Below are 23,040 nucleotides of genomic sequence, written 5' to 3'. Positions count from 1 at the left end.
GACAGTAATGACAGGGAGGCAGTTAAGATGAAGAAACAACAAATTGGCGTGGTTGGTTTGGCCGTAATGGGTAAAAACCTAGCCTTGAATATAGAAAGCAAAGGTTTCTCGGTTGCCGTGTATAATCGTTCAGCAGAGAAAACGAATGAACTATTGGCGGAGGCGCAAGGGAAAGATTTTGTCGGCGCATTCAGTGTGGAAGAATTTGTACAATCACTGGAATCGCCGCGTAAAATTCTTATCATGGTGAAAGCAGGTCAACCGACAGATGATACGATCAATCAGTTGGTGCCGTATCTGGATCAAGGAGATATTCTAATTGATGGCGGAAACGCCTATTTTCCAGACACACAGCGCAGAAACAAAGAACTTCAAGCATTAGGCTTCCGCTTTATCGGAGCCGGTGTTTCTGGCGGCGAAGAGGGTGCGCTTAATGGACCAGCTATCATGCCAGGCGGTCAAAGGGACGCATACGAGCTTGTAGAGCCAATCTTGACAGCTATTTCAGCAAAAGTGAATGGTGACCCATGCAGCACTTATATCGGTGCTGACGGCGCTGGTCACTATGTCAAAATGGTACACAACGGCATCGAATACGGCGATATGCAGCTCATTGGCGAAGCGTACCACCTGCTCAAAGATGTATTGAACCTGAACACTAGCCAGCTTCATGACATTTTCACGGAATGGAACAATGGCGAGCTGGATAGTTATTTGATTGAGATAACGGCTGATATTTTCAAGAAAATTGATCCGGAAACAGGTAAACCAATGGTAGATGTCATTCTCGATTCAGCAGGACAAAAGGGTACTGGCAAGTGGACTAGCCAAAGTGCATTGGATTTGGGCGTGCCATTGTCGATCATTACGGAATCCGTGTTCGCACGCTTTATCTCCGCTATGAAAGAAGAACGTGTGGCTGCAAGCAAAAAATTAAACGGACCAGCGGTATCCAGCTACGACGGTGATCCGCAGGAATTTATCGAAGCTGTTCGCAAAGCGCTGTACACAAGCAAAATCGCTTCCTACGCGCAAGGCTTTGCCCAAATGAGAGCTGCTTCTGACGCTTATAACTGGGATTTGAAATATGGCAGCATTGCGATGATCTTCCGCGGAGGATGTATTATCCGTGCAAGATTTTTGCAAAATATTAAGGATGCCTATGACCGCAATCCAGCTTTGAATAACCTATTGATGGATGAATACTTCAGCAATATTGTTGAGAACTATCAAGAGGCTTGGAGAAAAGTCATTTCCATCGCTGTAACTAGAGGCATTCCGGTTCCAGCATTCGCTTCCGCATTAGCGTATTATGACAGCTATCGTACTGAAAGACTTCCTGCTAATTTGCTGCAAGCGCAACGGGATTATTTTGGAGCACATACGTTCCAGCGCCTTGATAAAGAAGGAAGCTTCCACTTTCAATGGATGGAAAATAACGAATAACGATTAAAAACAACACAGACTCCTAGCAGATAATCATGAATTCATTTTTCATGTTATCTGTGTAGGAGTTTTTTGTTTCAAATGGCGTATGGAGACAGTGATTTTGGAGCGGGATGGATAAAAGTTGTTTTTGACAGAAGGAAAATTATACAATGGAAGTAAGGAACTGCTTGAAGTAGCCATCCTCATATTGTAAATGAAGGGAAGAGTGCCGATGAACACACGAATGAAACAACTTGAGGATCGACTTTCCAACCAGCAACATAAGGATTTATTTCTGCAAACGATGCACACGCTGAAAGCGATTGACGATCTTGCTGATCAGCACAGACGCTTTCAATCCATGCAGGCCATTAGCGGCGTCAAAATCATAGGTACGGAAGAGGCTTTGTTTTATGAAACGCTGACACAAGTGAAAGAAGAGATTGTGTCTACGCTGGAGAAAACGGTGAAGGACCTGGAGCACAAAGGTGATAAAAACTATACAAAAAACTTCAAGGACGGCGTAGAGTAACCCATTCGCAGCCACAAAAAAAGTTGAGTAGAAGGAAAACCTCTGCTCAACTTTTTTTGTGTTCATGGTGATACAAGAGCACAGATTCTTTTTTCTTTGTAAAAGGAACGATTTGTTAAGCGCAACTTTCAATCCTCTTACACGTCTGTAAATTATGGGATTATATTGAAAACATAAAATTAGAAAGAAATTTAACCTTTGTAAGATCATTAATTACGAATAGGAGACAAGATGAATTCAAAACGGTCGAGAATACTTATTTACTTTGTATGTGTATTTCTACTTCTAGTTTATTTTGGAAATAGAAGCGGGTATGTATTTAGTGAAAGAAAAGCACTGAAAGAGGCATTTCCTCGTGCAGACGGAGAAGCGGTGTATCAACAAGCATTCGGGAAGGATAAAATAGTTATATGGAAAATGGAGGATATGGATCTTGTTAAGCTCGTTACGAAGAAATGGGGATTTCTGTATCGCGTATCCGAGACCTCTCCATTAGTGCCTAGCGCGAGCGAGCCGAATACCATTCAACGAACATGGTCAGCTCAATTGAATGCCAATAAAATGTACGATATTATTTTTGTATTCTCGACGATTAACCCTGAGATAAAGCGAGTCATTATTAGCAATGATAATTTTAACAATGTTGAAGAGGACAATTTGGAATTCATTAAAAGTGAATCAACGCTATACATTGAATTACCTGTACGAAATGGGTATGCGGTATCATATCTAGAAATTAATCCTAAGGACAATAGGGGATTTGTTTTTCGTGGTATAGATAATAACGGTCATTTAATCGCAGCAACTAGATAGCAATAAAAGGCTGCCATCGGCAGCCCTTTATTCATGGAACAATTGCATCAAAATCGTTCAAGTCATTATTTTTTTAAGTGATAAGGTACTGTAGTGACGATCACATTTCTTCTATATAACAAGTGAGCACGAATCAATAAACTGGATTGGTTATGCAGCATATTGTGCCAACCTTTTTTTGGAATAAACTGCGGGATGATGACAGTAACTTTGTAATTTGATTCACTCGCCTTGCGCTGAACGGTATCAATAAATTTAGTTAATGGTTGAATGATGCTTCGATAAGGCGAATGTAAAGTAACTAGTCTCACATCAGGCTGCCACGTTTTCCATTTCTCTTCGAAAGTGAATTCATCCTCTCTTTCAAATGGAATGTGAACCGCAATGATCTGGTGAGCAGAAAGTGATTTGGCGTAATTCAATGAGTTTTCGACCACATGCGTAATCCCAGCCACAGGAAGTATGATCACATTCCCCTCAATTGGTATCGCTGCTTCAGAGGTCGTAATTCGCAGTTGATCGGCTACAGATTCATAATGTTTTCTAATTCGGTGAAAGAGCAAAATGATAAGAGGTAGAAAAACTAATACGGACCACACCTGTGCGAATTTGGTTAAAAAGAACATCATGGTGACGATAAAGCTTATAACCGCACCTGTTGAGTTAATGATTAGCTTAGATACCCAGCCTTGCGGTTTTTCGCGAATCCATTTTACCATCATACCCGTCTGCGAGAGTGTAAAGGGGATAAACACACCTACGGCATAAAGTGGGATGAGATGCTCAGTTCGGCCTTCAAATGCTATAATCAACAGGATTGAGAAAACGCCCAGAATAATAATGCCATTGGAATAACCTAATCTGTCTCCTCTAATGGTAAACATTCTAGGGATAAATTTATCTTTTGCTAAGTTGACTGCCAGCAATGGGAAAGCAGAATACCCTGTATTAGCAGCGAGGATCAGAATTAAAGCGGTTGTTCCTTGAATAAAATAATACATAAAGTTCCGACCAAACGTATGTTCAGCAATGTCTGAAACAACGGTGACTTCTTCCCGGGGACTAATACCATAGTAATAAGCTAAAAATACGATTCCCGAAAATAATATGGCAAGCAGCGTTCCCATCGCAATTAACGTTTTGGATGCATTATTTGGAGACGGGCTTTTAAAGTTGGGTATTGCGTTCGAAATAGCTTCAACCCCTGTTAAAGCAGAACTTCCAGAGGAAAAAGCTTTTAGCAGCAGAAACAAACTGATTCCCGCCACTGGCGTTCCAATTGGTGTATGTAATGCTGGCGAGACATTGCCTAATAAAATGTTGTAAATGCCTACAATGATTAAAATGAATAAAGCCAAAACAAATAAATAAACCGGATAGGCTAATATTGAAGCGGACTCCGTTACTCCCCTTAAATTCAAGATGGTTATGAACAATACAAAAATAATCGCAACAATTACATTATAAGGATGCAAGCTTGGAAAAGCTGACGTAATGGCATCTGTTCCAGCTGATACACTTACCGCTACCGTTAAAATATAGTCAACTAAAAGTGAGCCTCCGGCTACTAACCCAGAGTATACACCTAGATTTTTCTTGGATACGACATACGCTCCTCCGCCATGAGGATATGCGAAAATAATTTGCCTATAAGATAAAATAAGTGCTAATAATAAAATCAATACACCAATGGCAATTGGTATGGAATACCAAAACGCTGCGGCACTAACGGTGATTAAGACTAACAATATTTGCTCAGGACCATATGCCACAGAGGATAAGGCATCTGAAGAAAGAATGGCAAGAGCTTTTGTTTTATTCAGTTTTTGCTCGCCTAATTCCGTTGATTTTAATGGTCGTCCGATTAAAAACCTTTTTAATGAAGAAAACATTCGTTAGCCTCACCTCGCTTAATTTATTGTGTGTATATTACCCTGCAAATGAAATAATTAAACTTTAAGAAATAAAACTGGAGCGACTTAACAATCGCATAATCATTCCTTCCCTTTTGAGCTTCATAAATGTAGTACGGTACTTGCTATTACATGGAAATTGTTCTTGGTTTAAATAATGATGAGTTGGCCAAATTTATTCTCCGCAATGGATCAAAAACAAATGAAATGGGATTTGATAATAAAACAAATTATTTTATTTATTCAGCAGAGAGAGTACGAGGGAGTGATTTATTGGGTGGTCAAATTGGATTAGTAGGCATACTACTCGTTTTTGCTAGTTTATTTTTAAGAAAATGGATAGTTGGAACCGCAAAAAAAGAAACTTCAGATAAGGGTAAAAAAGTGAGTATGTGGGGAATGATCATCGCAGCACTCATAGCAACAGCTATTATTATTTTTATTGATTTAGAAGGAAATGCTCTGAAATGGTTTTGTATGCTGTTAATTTTTATCGTTGCGGGTTTTCAATCATTTGTAGACTGGAAGTTTCTAAAAGGATCAAAAGAATATATGGTTACACTTCTCGTTTTAGTTATTGGTGTAACTTTATCTTATTTCATCATTTAGTGTTTCAGCTCGGCTTAGCATGTACAAGCCGAAATATGCGAGGAGTGCTTAACACAAAGAGTGTATTGATCGAAAGAGATGCGATCTCATCACGATATTTCAGTGAGGATATGTATGAGCTTGAATTACTCACCGCATCATATATGGACGTTATCGACATATGCTAAAACTTTTGAGGAGAGAAATATGTTATATGATGGATGAATCCTCCGCTGGAGGTTCTGTATGTACTCGAACTTGAGATGCAGCGTATAGGGCAAACAGAGGCTTCGACTCGTAGTTTACTGCTTAGCAAGTCTAGATGCATAAAAAATTGAAAACTCAAGTTGTCATTCATTTGCCAGAATAAGCTTTTGTGTTTAATCATTAATCTCACCGTCAGCGCATATCATCCGGTGCCGAATTCGCTAACGAACTGTAGCAACCTTATTATACAGAAAATTACTCTTCTAAAGTTTTAATGAACCGTAACGTCGTTATTTCATGCTGTAGAGGGTGTTTTGCGTTATTTTCCACGAAATAACGATTGTGGAGTTCGTTAAAATATATATTCACTATAAAGGGTCTAAATAAGAGCTGCTAGGTTCGTAAGAGATTTATACACTATTAATGACAGCTGCGAACAACGGTTTTTGAGCGTCTAAAGCTTAGGCTGCTTTCGTGAATTTGGATAAGCGACTATACATAATGAGTTTAAAAAGTAAAAATATCGCTTCAACATATAGCACGATTAGATAGGGGCTGTCTCAAATGTAGATAAATCTACTTTTGAGACGGCCTTTTGCTGTATAAAGCGAGAAAAGTGAAAGTGAAATGAGCTAATTATTGTCTTGTGAGTGATAATAAGCGCATTTCCAATGTACATCTGACCTATTTAAGTCGATGTTTAGGGATTAAGAATTGATTTGCTTTTTCGACTAACGCTTCTTTTCTTCGTATTTTTCTGAATAAGTATCGGTAATGTTATTTTCTTAATTGAGATTGTATGTATTCATAAACGAAGTAGACCAAGAGCAAGTCGGTATAAAGTAGTTATTGCTGTTAGGAGTAGAAAGAGGACATGGAAAATGCTTTAATGTGGCTATTTATCGTAAAATTTATTACAAAGATATGACTTTATCCAGCAATAGCTCTATCGAGTCATGCGTAAGCAAGCAAGTATAAAAGAAAATGATATTAAGGCAATCGATGCTTTTTGATGCTTTTGAAGCATTTGAAGCTCTAGGAGCTTTAGGAACTCTAGGAGTTCTAGGAGCTTTAGGTGGTTTTGAAGTTTTTAAAGGATTTGAAGCTTTTGTAGATTTTTAATAGCGATCAAAGCTATCACAGCTTACTAGTACAACTTTCATGTGAATCACCGAGCCCAACTCGGCGGATAAACCTATGAAGGGGATTTTATCAAAATGTAATGTTACCACGACAAAAATGAGAGGAGGCAAACCTAAAATGAGTAGGTTAAAACAGTTTTCAGTAGGTGTTGCGATTGTGTTGGTTTTGTTATTGTCAGCTTGCGGCGGAGGAACAACAGGAGAAGTGCCAAATAAGGACAACAGCGGTGAAGGCACAGAGAGCAGCGAGGCGGTGGCACTATATAAGAAAAGGTGTATTTCTTGTCATGGCACGGAGCTGCAGGGAAGAGCCGGCCCTAATTTGCAGCAGGTCGGGGCCAAGCTGACAGAAGAGGAAATAGTGGATGTCGTTTCCAATGGACGTAAGGGTATGCCAAAGTTCGAGAGCAGCTTAACGACGGAACAGATTCAAAGTTTGGCTGCATGGCTGGCTGAACATAAATAAATATAAATAAATATAAATAAATGCCAAAGAACCGTTAATCAATAGACTCAACCATTTACAAAGAAAAACAAGGGTCTACTCCACAAGTCAAATTGACTTATAGAGTAGACCCTTTATTCATCTCTTAAAGTAGAGTTTCTGAACACTGTTTTTCTTTCGAGTGTTTATTTATATTCATCAAGATAAGTGGATGACCATTTCCTCGCCTAAGCGACAAGTATTCTTGAATAGGCTGCTTCGCACCAACGAGCAGGGGATCGGTCACCGTATGATCTTATTGATTATTATTAAGCTTTTTGCTGCAGCATCAAGTGTGGTGTATGCTTACGAATTGACATCCTCATGAGGTGTGGATACATAAGACTTCGCCATTTTATCCTGAAGGACGTTGTCTTCTTGAACAAGTTTTGCTCCATTCAGCATGAGATATGAGCCGCCTGACAGAAATAAGCCTCCTAAAATAATCCAATACAGCATGTTTCATTTCTCCTTTCTGAATCTATTTCGTTAGTCCATTCATTATAAAAGGAAATGGTGTCTGAAAATAATAGCTCGAAGTAGTCATTTCCATGCTAAATGTGTCCGATATGTTTCGTTCATGTGAGCAATGTACCAATCAATTTCAGTGTAGGAGTCAACATTGAATTTAACTTTTATCAATTTTACATAATGGGAGGATAGCTAAGCTGAATGTAGAATAGAGTAGCTATGAATTCCAGCGAGGGGTGGCGTCAATAAAAAGAAGAATTCAGTTGATTTAGGAAAACGCTTTCAATTCTAAGGCAGTTGTTAAGCAACTAGAATGTTTTGTCATCATTTAATGAAACTATCGCAAACGGTTAATGGAAAAGGGTGAAGGCATGTTCAGGAAAATGATTGTTATCCTGTTATTAATTTTTACTGCAACCGCATGTCAGGGGCGTTACTCACAAAGTGAATATGACGTGATCCATTCCATTAAATCGAATTCAACCTCAGAGAAACAGGAAGATCATCGAAAGTACACCATCGGCATCGTACCAAAAGTAATGGGGATTTCTTATTTTAATGTCGCAGAAGAAGGTGCGATGGAAGCAGCTAATGATTTAGACGTTAACGTCATTTATGAAGGGCCTCCAATCGCTGATGCATCAAAGCAGATTAATGTGATTAGACATCTTATCAATTTGTCGGTAGATGCGATTGCAGTTTCTGCAAACGATCCAGAAAAGCTGCTGCCAATCATTTTAGAAGCCAAAAGCAAGGGGATCAAGGTCATTACTTGGGATGCAGATACGAATCCAGAAGGCAGAGATTTTTTTGTCAACATGGTCGATACAGAGACATTAGGCCGCCATTTGTTGGATACGCTTGCATGGAACACAGAAGAAACTGGCGAATACGCAATTATGACAGGAGCGTTCTCTGCTTCTAATCATAATGAATGGCTCAAATGGATCAAACATCAGCAGAGTGAGTTTTACCCAAAAATGAGGCTGATTGATATTGTAGAGACGGAAGATGATCCGCAAAAGGCTTATGAGAAAGCAAAGCAACTGTTAGCTAAGTACCCGAATCTTGCAGGCATTATCGGCAATTCTTCTGTAGGACCTCCAGCTGCCGCACAAGCTGTAAGAGAAGCTGGAAAAACAGGTCAGGTCAAAGTTGTCGGTCTCTCCACGCCGAATTTGATGCGCGATTATTTAAAGGACGGCTCGGCACAAATGGCGACACTTTGGAGTCCCAAAAAACTTGGATATTTAACTGTTGTGCTTGCAAAAAATCTGCTCGAAGGCAAGCTGCCGTATGATGGTCAAGACATTTATAATGTCGGCACTATTAGGGTGAACAGGGATACGGTCATTATGGGTGAACCGATCGATTTTACAGCAGAGAATGTGGATCAATATGATTTTTAAATTTCCAGAGCAACTGCGCTTCAGAAACTATCGGTTCAGCTCTAAGCTTATATTAGTTTATTTACTGCTAAGCGTTATCCCCATGTCGCTGCTCGGTACTTTTTCTTATTTGCAGTACACAAAATCAATTGAAGAACAAATTGGTGAATATATGCCCCGTTTTCTGTATCAAGCAAATGCGAATATAACGAAGCATATGGAGGATTTTGCAGAGCTGCATACGTTAATGTTCAACTCTGACAATATGATCGCTATTTTGCGTCGCGACTCCTATCAGAGCCGTTCACAGCTGAATCAGGACCAATTCGAGGTAAACAATTATTTGGCACGTACTTATTTAAATACGGGGAACCCCGATGTTATGGGTGTTTTCATATTTTCGAAAAACAGGTTTTTTTACAGTGCGAGATCAAAGTTTACAGGTCTTAATGCGGATAATGCTTTTATCCCTTATGGGCAGGATCTTGATTTAAGGGGAAAAGCGAAAATTATTCTTCCTAGCCAAATCAATCTGACATTCGAGAATAACGAACCCTATGTACTGATCATGAAACAGATGAATGATGTGGATAACCGCAAAAGCCTGGCGACAATGCTGGTTGCGGTAAAGCTCTCTTTTATTGACAACATATTGCGGGAGTTTGAACAGAACAATACAGCGGATTTATGGCTGATGAACCGTGAGGGCGAAATCATCTTTCATACAGATGAGGAGAAAATAGGAGGCTTTGATGAAGAAATAAATCGATATCCCATTTTTAACGGCAGCTTTCGAAAAGGGTCAGGGAAAAAAGCGGTGATTGTAAGCCTTAGCGAATCAAATGATTTTGATTGGATTCTAGCTCATAGCATACCGCTAAAATATTTAACAGAGCGTACAGATTTGGTTATGAATGTGACCATTTTTGTATTTATTTGCTTTGTCCTCATTACTTCGATTATTTCGATTTTCTTCGCAATGAATGTAACGCGGCCGATCAAGAAGCTTTCCCGTCTAATGAAGGATGTAGAAATGGGCAGGTTTCAGGTGGATCTTAAGGTTGAAAGCAATGATGAAATTGGAGCACTCGCGCGCAGCTTTAATTCGATGGTAGCTACGATTCATGAGCTGATCGAAACGAATTTTGATATCAAAATTAGACAGAAGGAAGCAGAGCTGTACGCCCTGCAGTCTCAGATCAATCCGCACTTTATGTACAATACGCTGGAGACCATTAACATGGCGGTAGAGGACGGCAGATCGGAAATGGTTGTCGAGATGGTCACACTGCTTGGCCGCATGCTTCGTTTTTCTGTTAGCAACAAAAACAAATTTGTAGCGATTGCGGATGAAGTCCAGCATATTAGCAATTATTTGACCATTCAGAAATATCGATTCAATGATCGGCTGTTGTTTGAGATCGATAAAAAAACGGACATCGAATCCTTTTATACACCTAAATTTATTTTGCAGCCGGTCATTGAGAATGCCATTAAATATGGTCTTGAAACCCGTAAAGCACTCGATATTCGGCTAAGCATCAGTCGTGAATTTGGTGCGCGTTCTGGTGAGGAAGATATCGTTTTTCGCATATGGGACAACGGTCCGGGAATCGATCATGATCGATTGGAGAAGCTCGAGAGGTCACTAAGATCGGAGACACTAGCCCACAAGGATTCTGGGTTTGGGTTAAGCAATGTAAACGCTAGAATTATGATTATGTTAGGCCAGCAGTATGGGGTGCAGCTTCATAGCATTTTTGGTAAGGGTACTGAGGTTATTATCCGTATTCCTGTCATCACCCTGAACGATGTGGCAGAAAAATCGAAAAGCAAGGAGGAGTAAGCATGCAGGCGATCAGAACATTGATTGTAGATGATGAAGAAATGATTCGAAACGGCATTGCTAGACTCATACGCTCTTGCGGTGAGGGGTGGGAAATCGTTGCGACGCTGTCTGATGGCAAAGAAGCAATGGATTATTTGCATCAGTCTCATGGAGCAGTAGATTTGCTTATTACGGATGTGAAGATGCCCGTGATGGATGGTCTAACATTAATAAGCGAGGGCAAACGCCATTATTCCTTCTTCCCGCTCGTAATTAGTGGTTATGATGAATTTCAATATATTCAGACAGCGCTTCGAGAAGGAGCTGTTGACTATTTTTTAAAGCCGATTGACCGGGAGCAGTTTAAGAATCGAATGGCAGAAATCAAGGTGAAAATTGAAAGCGGACGGTTTCAGCATATGAAATGGAATGAGATGGAAAGAAAATCAGAGGAGTTAAAAACATCGCAACAAGTGCAACTGTTAAGCTATGTTACTTCGGCAGGACTCGATATTTCGCGGCTAGGATATTGGGTGGATGAGTTTCCGAAAGGCCGATACGTCCTTCAATATGTAAGCCTCGATGCTCTTCCGGTAAAAACAAGAAGTTATACCCCAAAAGACTGGGAAGCTTATGTTTATGTGCTTGAGAATATCATCAAAGAAGTGGTAGAGAAATGTTCGAATGAATCAGAAATCATAGGCTGGTGCTGGAGAGGGGACGACTCGAATTTTTGGATATTGCTGCATCTTCCCGAGGCTTATGGCGAAAACAATGGTTTATTAGAAAAAACATCGTTCGAGCTGTCTGGTCAAATTCGTTCAGCGATTCAGTCCTACACGCCATTTACAGTTTCTGTTTCATGCGGCAGCTCGATTGAGGATTTATATTTGCTGCCAGAAGCAAAGGATCAAGCATTATCATTAATGTATTATCGTTTATTATATGGCGGCAATCAGTTGTTTGGCAGAGATGGCATTCAATTCAAGACGGAGAGCTCTTCAGACCAAATGGATAATGAGCTTGTCCATATTGCGCAGCGAATGAAGCAGGCAGTCGAACAAGTAAATGAGCAAGCAGCGGCTCAGTTTACGAAGGAGTTTTTTGCCCGGCTTGAAAAAATGGATTCGCCAGCCGCGATTCAACGAGCAATAATGAAAGCATTTATTCTTATCCATTCGGTCGGCGTTGAAATGAAAGTGAATACGCCTATGCTAGATTCGCTCGAGAGCCGACTTCAAACGATTAAACGGGCGATAAATCTTAATGAGCTCAAAGTGGAACTCGATCAGCAGATCGCTCAGCTTGTTCTGGAAATGAAGCGAATGCGTCAAAGCGGCAGCATGAAGCCGATAGAGCAAGCCAAAGCTTGGATCATAGCCAATCTACAAGACGACTTAACGATTAAGCGTATAGCTGAGCAAGTCTATATGAATCCCTCGTATTTCTGTCGGCATTTCAAGACGCAAACAGGTGAAACAATTCTCGATTACATCACGCGTCTTAGAATGGAGAAAGCAAAGGAGCTGCTTATTGATTCGCAATTAAAGCTCTACGATATAAGCGTTCTTGTTGGTTATCAGGACGTAAAGTATTTCAGCAAGCTGTTCAAGCAATGGTCTGGGGAGACGCCATCTAAATATCGTGAACAGAAGTTTTCGAAATGATCATCAGTATAGTTGAAAAACTAAAGGGTGGGCCTAGCGCCTGCCTTTTTATTTTGTTCACAAACAGCCATACAATGTCGATTCCATATACAAAGCGAATACACTCCCCCATAAGTAACGAATGTCTCCTTCTTCACGAACTGTAATTTCGGTAAGGTAGAGCTAGAAGGAAGCAAGAAGCAGCAGCATGTAGAGAACAGCGAAGGATGGAGGGTGATTCGGCAATGGCCGAGTACATTTTGGAGCTAGAGGGAATTACAAAAACTTTTCCAGGCGTCAAGGCGCTTGATAATGTCTATTTTAAGTTAAAGCCCGGTGAGATTCATGCGTTGATGGGCGAAAATGGAGCAGGGAAATCAACCTTTATTAAGGTGATTACCGGTGTCCACCCAGCAGATGTCGGCGAAATCCTCTTTGATGGACAACGCGTGGATTTTAAAAATCCTACGGATGCAAAGCGGATGGGCATTGCAGCCATTTATCAGCATGTTACTTGTTATCCTGATTTAAGCGTCACAGAAAATATATTTATGGGGCATGAGAAAATTCAAAAAGGGACTAAGCGGATTCTTTGGAACGAAATGCATAAGGAGGCCGATAAGCTTCTGAAGGAGCTTGGCGCAGCATTCAGCCCCAAAACGCAAATGGGAGCATTAAGTGTAGCTGAGCAGCAAATCGTCGAAATTGCGAAAGCGCTTTCCGTTGATGCGAAGATCATTATTATGGATGAACCAACAGCCGCTCTTACCAATAGGGAAAGCGAAGACTTATACCGGATTACAGAGCGTTTGCGTGACAAGGGAACAGCTATTATTTTTATCTCTCATCGCTTCGAGGACATGTATCGACTGGCCAGCAAGGTGACCGTATTCCGGGATTCCAGATACATCGGGACTTGGAATGTGGATGAAATATCGAACCAAGATCTAATTATTGCGATGGTAGGTCGTGAAATTACGCAATTGTTTCCGAAGAAGGAAGCGCAGATTGGGGAAGAATTGCTTAGGGTTGAAGGACTTGGCAGAACCGGCTACTTTGCTGATATTTCTTTTGCGCTGCGAAGAGGGGAAATATTAGGATTGACTGGGCTCGTTGGGGCAGGACGGACAGAGGTTTGCCAAAGCATCTTCGGCATTGAGCGAAGCGACAAAGGAAAGGTGTTCTTCAAGGGGCAGGAAGTGAACATCCGAAAACCGATCGATGCGATGCGTATGGGGATTGGCTACTTGCCGGAGGACAGGCAAAAGCAGGGGCTCGTTCTACAGTGGAGCATCGGTAGAAATATAACATTATCATCACTTGATAAGATTTCAAGCAAAGGTGTTCTTAACACTGGTAAGGAAGCGAGTATCGCTAAGCAATTAGCGGAGAAGGTAAATGTTAAAGCAAAAAGCATATTTGATTTGGCCAGCTCGCTCTCAGGCGGCAACCAGCAGAAGGTTGTATTTGCAAAGCTGCTGACTGCTGATGTGGATGTCATCATTTTGGATGAACCAACCAAGGGTGTGGATGTTGGCGCCAAATCTGCCATATATGAAATGATTAGCGATTTGGCATGTCAAGGGTATGGGATATTGATGGTATCGTCAGAGATGCCTGAAATGATTGGGATGTGCGATCGGGTAGCCGTCATGCGCGAGGGCCGGATAACAGCTTTTCTAGACCGCGATTCGATCTCGCAGGAAGCGATACTTCAAGCATCAATGGCTGACGATCGCCCTCTTATACAACAACATTAAAGGTGGGCATGACACATGCAGGAGAGAGAACTCAGTACGAGAGGTATAACCGCAGCTTCGCTTAGAGCTACAAGGCCAACGCGCACGCTCAGCGCTAAGATTGCCAAATTCAGAGAGCTTGGACTACTCGGATTTATTGTTTTGCTTTCCATTGGCGTTCAGCTTCGCAACCCCAGCTTTTTGACCTTGGAAAATATAAACGATATGGTGACGAACACCGCGATTTTGAGCATTTTGGCTGTAGGGATGATGCTCGTAATCGTTACCCGCGGAATTGATCTTTCCATCGGTGCAACATTGGCTCTTTCAGGCATGATCGCGGCACAGACGGTCAGTGCATTTCCGGAAATACCAGCTGTCGTCGCCCTTCTGATCGGCACTTTAACGGGACTTGTCAGCGGTGTGATCATTGGTTTCCTGGTTTCAAAAATCGGTATCCTGCCCATCATAGCCACACTTGGGATGATGAACGTATTCCGCGGGTTTACTTATCTAACGAGTGGGGGCAAATGGGTTAGTGCACATCAAATGCCTGCAAGTTTCAAAGCGATGGCAACGGGAACAACGCTCGGAATCAATAACCTAATCTTTATTGCAATCCTCATTTATTTCATCGCTTATTATTTCGTTAATCATACCCGAACGGGCAGACAAATCTATGCTGTTGGAAGCAATCCAGATTCGGCAGTAATAAGCGGCATTAAGGTAGACAAAATATTATGGCTCGTATATTCCATTATGGGCGGTCTCTCCGGCTTAGCGGGTGTGCTATGGGTATCCAAATTTGCATCAGCGCAAGGAGATACGGCATCGGGTTATGAGCTCAGTGTAATTGCTGCGTGTGTACTAGGCGGTGTGAGCATTGCAGGTGGTTCTGGCAAAATCTCAGGCATCATCCTTGGCTCTATTTTGCTAGGTATCTTGAATAATGCACTTCCTTTGATTAACGTATCGCCCTTCTGGCAGAACGGCATTCAAGGCGCAATTATTTTGATCGCGGTCCTTATTAATGCAATCGTCAAGCGCGGCGTTGATCGCAACAATCTGATGAGGAGGAAAATCTAACGCTATGGAGCCGAGAATTGTTACGAATAAGCAAGATTTTTCCTTCAAACGGTTTTTCCTTCAGTGGGAATGGATGTTGGTCGTATTGTTTCTTGCCATAACCGTGATGAATATGAATCTATCAGAGTTTTATTGGGATTACGATAATTTGCGTGATGCAACAATGGGATTTCTGGATAAAGCATTTATCGTGCTTCCTATGGTGTTCATCATCATCCTCGCGGATATTGATATATCCGTCGCATCGATTGTGGCTCTATCGTCTGTTATTATGGCGGACTTATTCAATAAAGGTGTCCCTATTGTACTAGCTATGGTCATTTGTTTGGCAGTGGGCACCATTTGCGGATGGATTAACGGCATCCTCATTGTGAAGTACAAGGAATTGTCCGCGGTCATCATTACTTTGGCAACGATGATCATTTATCGGGGAATCGCCTACATTATTTTGGAGGATCAAGCAGCGGGATCTTTTCCAGAGTGGTTTAGCTATTTGGGCTGGGGGTACGTGGGACCGATTCCGTTTATCTTGATTGTTTTTGCGGTATTTGCCATTGTGTTTAGCTTACTGCTGCACAAAACCGTGTTCGGCCGGCAATTGTACGCGATGGGTAATAACATCAATGCGGCCCGCTTCTCAGGTGTGAATGTCGATCGTGTAAAAGTAATTGTCTTTACGCTTGCAGGACTGATGTCCGCTGTGACTGCTTTGTTTCTAACTTCCCGTATGGGAAGCACGCGTCCTAATATTGCGATGGGGTATGAGCTCGATGTCATTGCCATGGTTGTGCTCGGCGGCATTAGCACGGCTGGAGGAAAAGGAAGAATGGTAGGAGCCATACTAGCGGTCTTCCTCATAGGTTTCCTGCGTTATGGTTTAGGATTAGTCAACGTACAAGCGCAAATCCTGCTCATTATTATAGGCTTGCTTCTTATATTTGCCGTCGCTGTTCCGAGACTTAAAGTAGGTCGGAGTCGTACGAAGAAAACTTAAGTTGGTGCAATACAGTCGATCGGCTGTTTTGTATATAAAGGATTGGACAAAAAAAGGGAGGAAAGACAATGAGAAGAAACAAAGTGTTATCTGTATGCTTAACTTTTTTGCTTACGATCTCGATGTTAACCGCATGCGGAGGAGGCAACAGCGGCAGTAATTCCAAAAATACGGGCGGCAACAAGAGCGAAGCTACAGAGAAAAACAAAGGAAATGACACAACGGACAGCGCGAAAAAGAAGAAATATGCCATTATCTTTAAAAACACGGGTAATCCATACGGTGAGAAGCAAATGGAAGGCTATAAAAATGCTGTTGAAGAGCTCGGATATGAAGCGATTTTGAAGGCGCCAGATCAGCCGACAGCAGAAGCACAAATTCAAATGATTGAAGAGCTTATCTCGCAAAAGGTGGACGTGATCGCAATTGCGGCAAATGATCCGGATGCGCTCCAGCCGGCGCTGAAGAAAGCGATGAATCAAGGAATTAAAGTTCTTTCTTTAGATTCAGCGGTTAACGCAGCCAGTCGCATGGTTCATGTAAATCAAGCAGATCCTGAGCGTATCGGCCGCACACTAATTCAAGGTGTATCGGAAATGATTGGCGGCGAAGGCGAAATTGCGATCCTGAGCGCGACCTCGCAAGCGACAAACCAAAACACGTGGATCGAATGGATGAAGAAAGAGTTGGAGGATTCAAAATACAGTAAGATCAAGCTCGTTAAAGTGGCTTACGGTGATGATTTGCGCGATAAAAGCGTGTCCGAGACAGAGGCGCTCTTGAAATCGTATCCTGATCTGAAAGGCATTATTGCACCTACGACTGTAGGAATCGCGGCAGCGGGCAAGGTTTTAACGGATAAGGGTCTCACTGGGAAAGTACAATTGACCGGTCTTGGCCTGCCAAGTGAAATGGCGGAATATATCGTGAGCGGCGTATGTCAGTGGATGTATTTGTGGAATCCGATTGATGTTGGTTACTTGTCCGGTTATGCAGCAGACGCATTGGTGAACGGCAAGATTACAGGTGCGGTTGGGGATAAGCTGACAGCTGGCAAACTAGGTGAGAAAGAAGTCGTGAAAGATGGTGAAGGCACGCAAATTATGCTTGGCGATCCCTTCAAATTCGATTCCTCTAACATCGCTGAATGGAAGGATGTTTATTAAAACAAACCTTTCATCATTACACATAATCGAAGAATGAGAAGATTAGCCGGGTAGTCGTTGAAGGATCTGCAGCATGCAGGAACTCCTTTCTTGTACTCCCGGCTATTTCTTTATGGATTTATGTTTAGTCTTCCAAATTGAAAGCGATACCAATGTATTGGAAAAGGGAGTGTTTTGGCAAATGAATAGTTTGTTCAGGAAGAAGCTGCTTGGTTTATTTTTAGCAACAGTTCTTGTAATTGCTTTATTACAGCCAGTAGCCGCATTCGGAGCAGAAGGAACGGGCCAAATGACTGCATATGACTTACATACAGAGTATAGCCATAACCCAATCGGAATCGATAACAGCAAGCCGAGACTCAGCTGGTTGCTTGAATCAACAGAGAGAGCACAGATGCAAACTGCCTATCAAATCATTGTCGCTTCAGAAGAGAGCCATTTGGCTGGCAATGAAGGAGACATATGGGATTCTGGCAAAATTATGTCCAGCGATTCCAACAATGTGGAATACAAAGGAGAAGCTTTACAATCCGGAAAACGTTATTTTTGGAAAGTGAAGGTTTGGGATAACAATGATCACGCTTCAGCATGGAGTGAGCCGGGCTTCTGGGAAATGGGATTGCTCGCGCCAACTGATTGGCAAGCCAAGTGGATTGCCGCCTCCACACCTGCGACCGTGCCGTCAAGCTATTCAATCGAGCTGGATTTTACAATATTAAATGATGGGGCAGCGATTTTGTTTGGCGGACCTAATGCCTCCAATAATTTTTTCTGGCAGTTTAACGTAAAAGAAAAAGCGTATGCCCAGTTTCGGCCACACACGAATGTCGGCGGTACGAAGCTTATGAAGGAAGTAGATATTTCACGTGTCATTCCGAATGACAAGCAATTGAATGTTGCTTATCATCTGAAAATTGAAGTGAACGGCAAAGAGATCAAAACCTACCTCAACAATGAATTAATCGACACGATGAAAAATGACAATATTTCGTTCGGTCCTATTGGATTTCGTCAGCATAAAGACGCAAGGACGAATGAGCGCGCCTTGTTCGACAATATCGTCATTAAGGATGAACATGGCAAGGAGTTGTTTCAAGCAAATTTTGATGATAAGGAAGCAGCAAGCTTTGAAGGGGGGCAATTAACGGAAGATGGAAAACTTCTCGTAGAGAACGGCACTTTTTATCAGAAAGTCGAAAGCAGAAGCTCACCTATGATGAGGAAAGAATTTGATATTGCGAAGCCAGTGCGTAAAGCGACTGTTTACTCGACGGCGCTTGGACTTTATGAGCTCAGCTTAAATGGGACACGGGTAGGCAGCGATTACTTTAATCCGGGATGGACGGATTACAATAAGCGTTTGCAGTATCAGACCTATGATGTAACCGACATGCTCCTTGAAGGAGGAAATGCGGTTGGGGCCATGCTGGGTGACGGTTGGTACGCGGGAAATGTAGCACATGTTGGTCCAAATCAGTACGGAACTGAGCTGTCGTTTTTATTCCAATTAAAAATTGAATATGAAGACGGCACTAGTGAAACGGTAATGACCGATTCTTCTTGGCATTCAACGACTTCGGGTCCCGTTCGCTACTCCGATATTCTAATGGGAGAGACATATGACGCTCGCAAAGAAATGGATAAGTGGAACCGTTCGAATTATGACGCTTCATCATGGAACGATGTAAAAGAGGTCAGCCATTTCCGCGGGAAGCTGGTTGCACAGGTAGGCCCTACCGTCAAGGCGACGGAAGAATTGAAGCCGATCTCAGTGAAGCAGCCAAGAGCCGGCACTTACATTTTTGATATGGGACAGAACATGGTTGGCTGGGCAAGGTTAAAAGTCGAAGGCACTGCCGGAACGAAAGTGAAGCTGCGGTTTGCCGAGATGCTGAATGATGATGGGACGCTCTACACGGAGAACTTGCGTACAGCTAAACAAACAGATGAATATGTCCTGAAAGGAAGCGGGCTTGAGCAATATGAACCGCATTTCACATTCCACGGTTTCCGTTACGTAGAAGTGACTGGTTATCCGGGTGAACCTGCTTTAGATAGCATAACGGGGATTGTTGTTCACACCGATACACCGAAGACCGGGACATTTGAAACCTCCAATCCGATGGTCAATCAGCTTTATAGCAACATCACATGGGGACAACGAGGAAATTTTTTAAGCGTTCCAACAGACTGTCCTCAGCGTAATGAACGAATGGGCTGGACAGGAGATGCGCAGGTATTCGTTCGCACTGCTACCTACAACATGGAAGTTCCTGGGTTTTACGAGAAATATATGCGGGATGTTGTTGATGCGCAGGGGGCAAATGGAGCATTCCCAGACGTTGCGCCAAATGTTAGCGGAATGGGTAATGGAAGCAACGGCTGGGGAGATGCAGGCGTTATTATCCCATGGACACTGTATTTAGCTTATAACGATACTTCCGTAATCAAAGAGCATTATGATGCGATGGTGAAATGGATCGAGTTTCTCAAAACGAACAGCAACAAGCTCATTCGTCCAGCCGGTGGTTACGGGGACTGGTTGAGCGTGAATGAAACCACACCAACGGATGTGGTGAATACGGCCTATTTTGCATACAGTACGAATTTGTTGTCCAAGATGGCAGCGATCATTGGGAAAACAGACGATGCGGAGAAATATAGTCAATTATTCAAAGATATTAAAGCTGCTTTTAACACCGCGTTTGTTGGTTTGGACGGACAGATCAAAGGCAATACGCAAGCAGGTTATGTGTTTGCACTGCACATGGAATTATTGGATGGAGATATCAAGAAAAAAGCTGCTGAGCATCTAGTTAAAAATATTAAAAGCAAAAACTGGCATCTGTCGACCGGGTTTCTTGGTGTAGGTTATTTACTGCCGGTACTTACAGAGGCGGGCTATACAGAGGTTGCTTACCGCTTGTTGACGAACGATACGTACCCCTCATGGGGATACAGCATCAAAAATGGCGCAACGACCATTTGGGAGAGATGGAATTCCTATACACAGGAGAATGGATTCGGTGACGCAGGAATGAACTCTTTTAACCATTATTCGCTTGGCTCCGTTGGAGAATGGATGTTCCGCTATGCGGCAGGAATCGAGGCTGATCCTGAGCAGCCCGGATTCAAACATATTATCATTCAGCCTACACCTGGTGGAGAGTTTAGCCATGTGAATGGAGAATACAAGTCTATTTACGGCTTGATCAAGAGCCGCTGGGAGCAGGAAGGCTCAGCCTTCAAGCTGAATGTGACAATTCCAGTTAATACAACAGCGACCGTATACATTCCAGCGGCAGATAAAGCATCCGTGAGTGAAGGCGGACAGCCTGCTGAAGAAGCCGCAGGTGTCAAGTTTTTGCAAATGGAAGGGGACAAAGCAGTCTATTCGGTCGGATCTGGAGCATACTCGTTCGCTAGTACAATGGCTGATTCCAACTTAAAGCTGGAGAGCATCAACTTGAGCAGCAAAGCAACGAAGCTGCAGCAAGGTGAACAAACTCAGCTCACATTAAGCGGAAGTATGGATAATGGCATGGAAGCCGATTTCACTAATGCTGAGATTAAGTATGAGAGCAGCAACACTAATGTGATCAAAGTTGCTGATAACGGAATCGCAGCTGCAGTTGGACCCGGCTCCGCAGAAATTACTGCAACGGTAAAATCAGGAGAAGTTGTGCTTACTTCCTCTATTCGGTTGATCGTAGTTACCGGGGCGAATCTGGCGTTAGGCAAAAAGGCAACCGCACGCGAAACGTTGGAGATTTCGCCAGAGTGGGGGGCAGCAGGGCTCACGGACGGCAATTTGGCGCGAAAATATTCATCAACAGGCTCACCTTCGCAATCTCAGGAAAACAACCCGCTTTGGGTAGAGATTGATCTGGGTGCGAATCAAGATCTGAATAGTGTGGTGTTGTATCCAAGAACGGACTCCAGTACAACAGATTCACGAACCGCCTCCTATCCTATTGATTTCCTTATTCAGGTTAAGGCTGATGGAGGAGATTATTTAGAAGTAAAGAGAATGACTGGAGAGCCGAACCCGTTGATGCAGCCACAGCTGTATACGTTTGAAAACCAGACAGCTAGATATGTGAGGCTTTCGGTCAATAAGCTTGGAGAAATGGCATCAGACGATATTTACTATAGGCTCCAATTAGCTGAGCTGGAGGTATATAACAATCAAGCTGGCTTGCCCGTTACTGGCATAAGCCTAGATCGTACTTCGCTCGAAATGAAGGATGGAGAAAGCATCGAAATTGCTGCGACAGTGCTTCCGGCAAATGCTGCAAATAAGCTGGTGCATTTTGAGTCGAATCACGAGAGCATTATCATCACGAATGTTCATTATGATGAAGCAAGTAATACTACCAAAGCAACAGTAACAGCAACCAATAAGGGAGCAGATCAAGTAAATGGCGTCATAACTGCGACGACAGAAGACGGCAGCAAGACGGCTGCGCTAAATGTTACGGTAACCGCAGCTTCCGCAGAACGAGATATGGCTGCTTTGTCTGGAAGTGACACTGTCATAGCAGGACAGGGAACGGAATGGACGATCGGTGCTGAAAATGTAAGCTCAAACTTCACGGCTCTTGATGTTATTGTTCATTATGACCCGCAGAAATTCGAATTCCAGACGGTTGGGGAAAGTACTTACCTCTCGCTGGACCCATCGGTCATTCAGTCGTTGAAGCCGAATTTCGAAGTGTTTGGAACGGCGGTTAAAGCCGAGCTTGGCCAGATTCGGATCATCATGGTCACCTCAGGCCAGCAGCAAGCAGGTATTGATGGTGGCAATCTGTTCCGCCTCCACGGGAAGGTGAAACCGAGTGCGCTAGCAGGCAATACAACGATATCGCTGTCTGATTTCCAAGTGTCGGATAATGGGAAGGGAACAATGATGAATGTATCGCGAGCTGTACTCTCGATGGAAGTGCTCCTCGCTGACAAAACAGCGTTGAATACGGCAATCGAACAAGCGCAGGTGTTACATGATGCCGCAATAGAAGGCACGCAGCCGGGCCAGTACCCAACGGGTTCTAAGGCGGCATTGCAAGCAGTAATCAACAGTGCGATTGCAGTGAAGAATGATCCGAATGCGACTGTGGAGCAAGTCACCATAGCGCTTAACGGCTTGAATGGAGCAGTAAAAGTGTTTAACGAATCGGTGATTCCATCAGCTCCTGGTGACAGGACGGAGTTAAACCGATTGATTGCAGAAGCACAATTAAAACATGATAGGGCAATCGAAGGCACAAAGGTCGGCAAGTATGCTGCGGGATCAAAAGCACTGCTGCTGGCAGCCATTAACACAGCCAAGAATACAGGAAGCAGCCAGTGGCAAATAGATGAGGCTGTAACGATGCTAAACAAAGCTCTTCAAGTTTTCAAAGCGAAGATTGTGACACTGATCGAGGGACAAACGAAGGTTACGATTCGAGATCTGTCGATCATAGCGAATTTCTATGGTGTTACCTCCAAAGATCCAAACTGGTCAGAAATTGAGAAAGCAGATGTGATCGGCGCAAATGTAATCGACATTCGTGTATTAGCTTCCATTGCGCAAATGATTCTTGAAGAGTGGAGCTTGGAATAGACATACGAAT

15 protein-coding genes are annotated in these 23,040 nt (G+C 42.8%); 13 read left to right on the top strand and 2 right to left on the bottom strand.

Going from position 1 to position 23,040, the window contains the following annotated elements; genetic code table 11:
• Positions 1-27: 27 nt before the first annotated feature.
• The 3 genes from gndA to MHH56_RS18195 all read left to right on the top strand — a co-directional run bounded on the left by gndA (position 28) and on the right by MHH56_RS18195 (position 2,773).
• Positions 28-1,446 (top strand): NADP-dependent phosphogluconate dehydrogenase, encoded by a 1,419-nt coding sequence (gene gndA / locus MHH56_RS18205; protein WP_339202987.1) that lies wholly within the window; start codon positions 28-30, stop codon positions 1,444-1,446.
• Positions 1,447-1,642: 196 nt separating this feature from the next.
• Positions 1,643-1,960, top strand: coding sequence for a hypothetical protein (locus tag MHH56_RS18200; RefSeq protein WP_339202986.1), 318 nt, complete (start codon positions 1,643-1,645; stop codon positions 1,958-1,960).
• 231 nt (positions 1,961-2,191) lie between these two features.
• A complete protein-coding gene (locus MHH56_RS18195) occupies positions 2,192-2,773 on the top strand; it encodes a hypothetical protein (protein ID WP_339202984.1) in 582 nt (193 codons plus the stop codon).
• A 65-nt stretch (positions 2,774-2,838) separates the two neighbouring features.
• On the opposite strand, the gene MHH56_RS18190 is transcribed toward MHH56_RS18195, so the two are convergent.
• Positions 2,839-4,665 (bottom strand): APC family permease, encoded by a 1,827-nt coding sequence (locus MHH56_RS18190; RefSeq protein WP_339202983.1) that lies wholly within the window; start codon positions 4,663-4,665, stop codon positions 2,839-2,841.
• Positions 4,666-4,818: 153 nt separating this feature from the next.
• On the opposite strand from MHH56_RS18190, the gene MHH56_RS18185 reads away from it, so the two are divergent.
• Together MHH56_RS18185 and MHH56_RS18180 are read left to right on the top strand one after the other, a co-directional pair.
• Positions 4,819-5,295 carry a DUF4181 domain-containing protein gene (locus MHH56_RS18185; protein ID WP_339202981.1) on the top strand — a complete coding sequence of 159 codons (477 nt, stop codon included), beginning with the start codon at positions 4,819-4,821 and terminating at the stop codon, positions 5,293-5,295.
• A 1,446-nt stretch (positions 5,296-6,741) separates the two neighbouring features.
• Positions 6,742-7,089 (top strand): cytochrome c, encoded by a 348-nt coding sequence (locus tag MHH56_RS18180; RefSeq protein WP_339202979.1) that lies wholly within the window; start codon positions 6,742-6,744, stop codon positions 7,087-7,089.
• Between the two features lie 324 nt (positions 7,090-7,413).
• Here the strand turns inward: MHH56_RS18180 and MHH56_RS18175 are convergent, their stop codons facing one another.
• Positions 7,414-7,566, bottom strand: a complete 153-nt coding sequence (locus MHH56_RS18175) for a hypothetical protein (RefSeq protein ID WP_339202977.1) — start codon at positions 7,564-7,566, stop codon at positions 7,414-7,416.
• Between the two features lie 395 nt (positions 7,567-7,961).
• On the opposite strand from MHH56_RS18175, the gene MHH56_RS18170 reads away from it, so the two are divergent.
• The 8 genes from MHH56_RS18170 (at position 7,962) to MHH56_RS18135 (ending at position 23,030) form a co-directional block, all read left to right on the top strand.
• Positions 7,962-8,987, top strand: coding sequence for an autoinducer 2 ABC transporter substrate-binding protein (locus MHH56_RS18170; RefSeq protein WP_339202976.1), 1,026 nt, complete (start codon positions 7,962-7,964; stop codon positions 8,985-8,987).
• Entirely contained in the window at positions 8,977-10,812 is a 1,836-nt protein-coding gene (locus MHH56_RS18165; protein WP_339202975.1) for a histidine kinase, read from the top strand. Before MHH56_RS18170 ends, MHH56_RS18165 begins: the two co-directional genes overlap by 11 nt.
• A gap of 2 nt (positions 10,813-10,814) precedes the next feature.
• Entirely contained in the window at positions 10,815-12,461 is a 1,647-nt protein-coding gene (locus MHH56_RS18160; protein WP_339202973.1) for a helix-turn-helix domain-containing protein, read from the top strand.
• Positions 12,462-12,667: 206 nt separating this feature from the next.
• Entirely contained in the window at positions 12,668-14,200 is a 1,533-nt protein-coding gene (locus MHH56_RS18155; RefSeq protein WP_339202971.1) for a sugar ABC transporter ATP-binding protein, read from the top strand.
• A 15-nt stretch (positions 14,201-14,215) separates the two neighbouring features.
• A complete protein-coding gene (locus MHH56_RS18150) occupies positions 14,216-15,265 on the top strand; it encodes an ABC transporter permease (protein ID WP_339202969.1) in 1,050 nt (349 codons plus the stop codon).
• A 4-nt stretch (positions 15,266-15,269) separates the two neighbouring features.
• Entirely contained in the window at positions 15,270-16,259 is a 990-nt protein-coding gene (locus MHH56_RS18145) for an ABC transporter permease (protein WP_339202968.1), read from the top strand.
• 68 nt (positions 16,260-16,327) lie between these two features.
• Positions 16,328-17,425, top strand: coding sequence for a rhamnose ABC transporter substrate-binding protein (gene rhaS / locus MHH56_RS18140; protein ID WP_339202967.1), 1,098 nt, complete (start codon positions 16,328-16,330; stop codon positions 17,423-17,425).
• A 181-nt stretch (positions 17,426-17,606) separates the two neighbouring features.
• Positions 17,607-23,030 (top strand): family 78 glycoside hydrolase catalytic domain, encoded by a 5,424-nt coding sequence (locus MHH56_RS18135; protein ID WP_339202965.1) that lies wholly within the window; start codon positions 17,607-17,609, stop codon positions 23,028-23,030.
• Positions 23,031-23,040: the final 10 nt, after the last annotated feature.

The organism is Paenibacillus sp. FSL K6-3182 (genome assembly GCF_037976325.1).
In the GTDB taxonomy this organism is placed as follows: Bacteria; Bacillota; Bacilli; order Paenibacillales; family Paenibacillaceae; genus Pristimantibacillus.
This window is presented reverse-complemented; position numbering and strand designations above follow the sequence as displayed.